General features: G+C 70.3%; 3 protein-coding genes and 1 pseudogene. 3 read left to right on the forward strand and 1 reads right to left on the reverse strand.

All coding sequences use genetic code 11. The features are described from left to right. The first annotated feature begins 842 nt into the window (after positions 1–842). Complete coding sequence (locus C1I97_RS33720) at positions 843–1,076, forward strand: hypothetical protein (RefSeq protein WP_111006818.1); 234 nt, start codon at positions 843–845, stop codon at positions 1,074–1,076. Between the two features lie 421 nt (positions 1,077–1,497). Next, positions 1,498–1,845 (forward strand): VOC family protein, encoded by a 348-nt coding sequence (locus C1I97_RS33725; RefSeq protein WP_111006819.1) that lies wholly within the window; start codon positions 1,498–1,500, stop codon positions 1,843–1,845. A gap of 28 nt (positions 1,846–1,873) precedes the next feature. Here C1I97_RS33725 and C1I97_RS42055 read toward each other — a convergent pair. Further along, positions 1,874–1,990 (reverse strand): annotated as a pseudogene (locus C1I97_RS42055) (IS5 family transposase); the annotation flags it as partial. A 301-nt stretch (positions 1,991–2,291) separates the two neighbouring features. Between C1I97_RS42055 and C1I97_RS33735 the strand changes: the two are divergent. After that, positions 2,292–3,381, forward strand: a 1,090-nt coding sequence (locus C1I97_RS33735) for a recombinase family protein (protein WP_181447028.1), incomplete at its 3' end; no start/stop codon positions are given.

Raw genomic sequence — 3,381 nt, forward strand, 5'->3', positions numbered from 1 at the left:
GCACCGACGCCATCACGCACCTCCAGCACGCCACCACCACGGACGCACCGGACCTACCTCACCCACCCCGGCACCATGCCTGACCAGCACGAACCCAGCCCCCACACTCGGTTTCGAGAAGCCCTCTCAGAGATGACTGGCCGGGGCAGGCCAGACGGCCCGGGCTCGACCGCGGCGGCAGCCGGAATGGACGCGGATGCGTGCCTGCGTGACCGGCTGGCCGAGGCGATCGCCTCCCTTCGCTCGCAGACAGCAGTGATGCTGTCGCACGCCCCCGGCCGTGTCGGTGATGCCGATGCCACCGGGCCAGAGGGCGAGTCATCACCTGGCCCGCAGCCCTGATCAGAACCCGGGCAAGCCCGGGTGGGCAGCCAGGGCGTGTTGCTGGCCGAAAATGCCGCCACCCGACGGCGGCCGGGCGGTGCGGGCCTGGGCAGCTTCGGCGACGCGGCGACAGCGGCCGGGAGCCAGCGAGCAGGGCGCTCTACAAGGTGCCTCACAGGGCGTCTCTCAGGGTGCTCTACGAGGCGCTTGCCGGGGTGCCTCACAAGGCGCCTCAGCCGCGCGCGGAAATGAGGAAGAGTCGCAGGTCAGCGCGCTGGTCAAGGGGGCCGGGCGCGCCGACTACTTCCCTCGGAGACCCCTTCGGCCAGCACCGGCCCGGTTCCGCCGGGTCCCGGCGCCCTGCTCCGGGCCGGGCAGCGCCGCCGCCCAGACCACCGCCGGGTGCTCACCGAAGTTCACCGCCTCGCACGCACCCGACACGCGCGCGCCTCGGGGCCCGCCGCCGCCCACGGTGATACCGGTGAGGAAGAACAACGCGCGCCGGGCGAGAATCCGGCATGACCGACCGCCGTCCGCTGGGCACCGGACCGACCCGCACCGCCACCGAAGCGGAGCTGCCGCCCGCGCCACGCGCCCAGCTCGCCGCCGAACGCCTGCCCGCCGCTCCGGCCGCCGGCGACCCGATGCCCGCGCGCCCGGTCACCGGTCGCCGCGCCCTGGACGCCGGCCCCGGCGGTGATCCGCAACCACCCACAGCCGAATACGCAGCTGCGCAGCCTCCCACGGTCTGATGGCGCAGCCCGGCTCTACAGGTCGAACTCCAGGTGCTCCACGTCGGTGAACTCCACCTCCAGGCTGGCTTCGTTCACGACCCGTGAAAAAAGCCAGCTTGGGCACCGCGTTCGCTAACCTGCCCGTGCAGGCCGTGATCGCCTGTGTCCTCGCCATGCTGATCCCGTCCGTACTCGAGTACGCCGCCCACCGTTACGAGACGCGTCGCCGGTTCGACTTCGCCAACGCGCTGCTGGACTCCAGGGGCGCGTTGCCCGAGCCCGACCGCGTCGCTCTCAGCTGCCACCTCGCCCAAGCCCTCTTCCACGGCACTGCCCCGCCATCGCCTAGGGCGTGTATCGAAAGTGCATGCGGCGGCCGGTGTGGCGTAGTACTCCTGGAGAGCCTCAACGCCGGTCTGTTGTCACCTTGGAGTTGCCGATGGCCGTTCGCCGTGTCGTACCCAATGTCCAGTCGGAGGCTGCGCAGGAAAGCCGGGAGTTCTACGACCTGCTCGGATTCGAGGAGGTCATGAACCACGGCTGGATCATGACGCTCGCGTCCCCGTCCAGTCCGACGGCGCAGATCAGCTTCATGGCCAGTGACAAGACCGCGCCAGTTAATCCCGATATGAGCGTCGAAGTAGATGACGTGGACGCGGCCTACGCGGCCATGCGGGAGAGCGGCGCGGAGATCGTTCACCCCCTGCAGGACGAGGAGTGGGGGGTGCGCCGGTTCTTTGTCCGTGACCCCAACGGCCGGGTGGTCAACGTGCTGGGCCACCGCTGACGGTCTCCCGGCTACAGGGGAATGCGAGTCACAGCCATTCGTTGATGGCTGCGACGAGCACGGTCGCCTCGTAGCGGACGGCGAGTTTCTCGTAACGGGTGGCCACCGCCCGGTGCCTCTTGAGCCGGTTGATGCCGCACTCGAGCAGCAAGCCACACTGCACACGTAGGTGTGTCTGCCCCGGGGAATGTCCCGGTCGTAGGGGTTGAGGGCCTGCTCGCGGCGGCCGCTGCTGTTCAGCGGTTGCGTGAGCGGTCGACTGGTGCGGAGGAGGGTGGTGAGTCGCAGTGGACGAGTGTGTCGTCGCTGAGCTCCCCAGATCCCGCGGTGGGGAGCCGTTCCGGAACTGAACCGGCAGCTGGTGGTGCGGCTGCTGGGGGTGCTGGCCGCGCGGATGGTGATCGCCACGGACCCGGAGCGAGGGGACGGAGGTGAGCGCGGTGAGCATGACGGTTGCCGCTCCGTGGGCAGGGGTTGAGGGCAAGGTCCGGCCCTGGCATCGCGACCGCCTCGCGGTGATCTATGTCCGCCAGTCGACGCCGCAGCAGGTTCTCGATCACGCCGAGTCCACCCGGCTGCAGTACGGGCTCACGCAGCGGGCCGTCGATCTGGGCTGGTCCCCGTCCCGGGTGCTGGTGATCGCCGAGGACCTGGGGCATTCCGCGTCCGGTCTCCAGGACCGTCCCGGCTTCCAGCGGCTGGTCACCGAGATCGGACTGGACCACGTCGGCCTCGTTCTGGGCAGCGAGATGTCCCGCCTGGCTCGCTCGGGCAGGGACTGGTATCAGCTCGTCGAGCTGTGCGCCCTCTCCGGTGCGGTGTTGGCGGACCTCGACGGGGTGTACGACCCGGCCGAGTACAACGACCGCATGCTGCTCGGGCTGAAGGGAACGATCAGCGAGGCCGAACTGCACCTGATCAAGCAGCGGATGTGGAACGGGCGGATCGGCAAGGCCCGCCGCGGCGAGCTGGCCATGCCGCTGCCGGTGGGCTACCTGCGGCTCCCGGACGGCGAGGTCGTCTTCGACCCGGACGAGCAGGTGCAGGCCGTGGTCCGTCTGGTCTTCGACCTGTTCGACGAACTGGCCACGGTCAACGCGGTGTTGCGGTTCCTGGTCGACCACGGCATCCAGATGGGCATCCGGGTGCGCGCAGGGCCCGAGCGCGGGAGGCTGGTCTGGCGCCGTCCCAGTCGGATCGTCATCCAGAACATGCTGCGCCACCCGGCCTATGCCGGGGTCTATGTCTACGGCCGCAGCCGCACCGATCCCCGCCGGCGCCGACCGGGACGCCCGTTCACCGGCCGGGTCCGCACCCCGCGCGAGGACTGGCTGGTCTACCTGCCCGGCGTCCTGCCCGCCTATATCAGCACCGAGCGGCACGAACGCAACCTGGCCCGGATCGAGGCGAACCGGGCCCGCTCCCAGAGCATGGGCGCCCTGCGCGACGGGCCGGCGCTGCTGGCCGGGCTGGTCTTCTGCGGCCGCTGCGGGACGCGCATGGTCGTGCGCTATCAGCGCGGTGAGGGCAAAGGGC

The organism is Streptomyces sp. NTH33, assembly GCF_003236365.1.
In the GTDB taxonomy this organism is placed as follows: Bacteria; Actinomycetota; Actinomycetes; order Streptomycetales; family Streptomycetaceae; genus Streptomyces.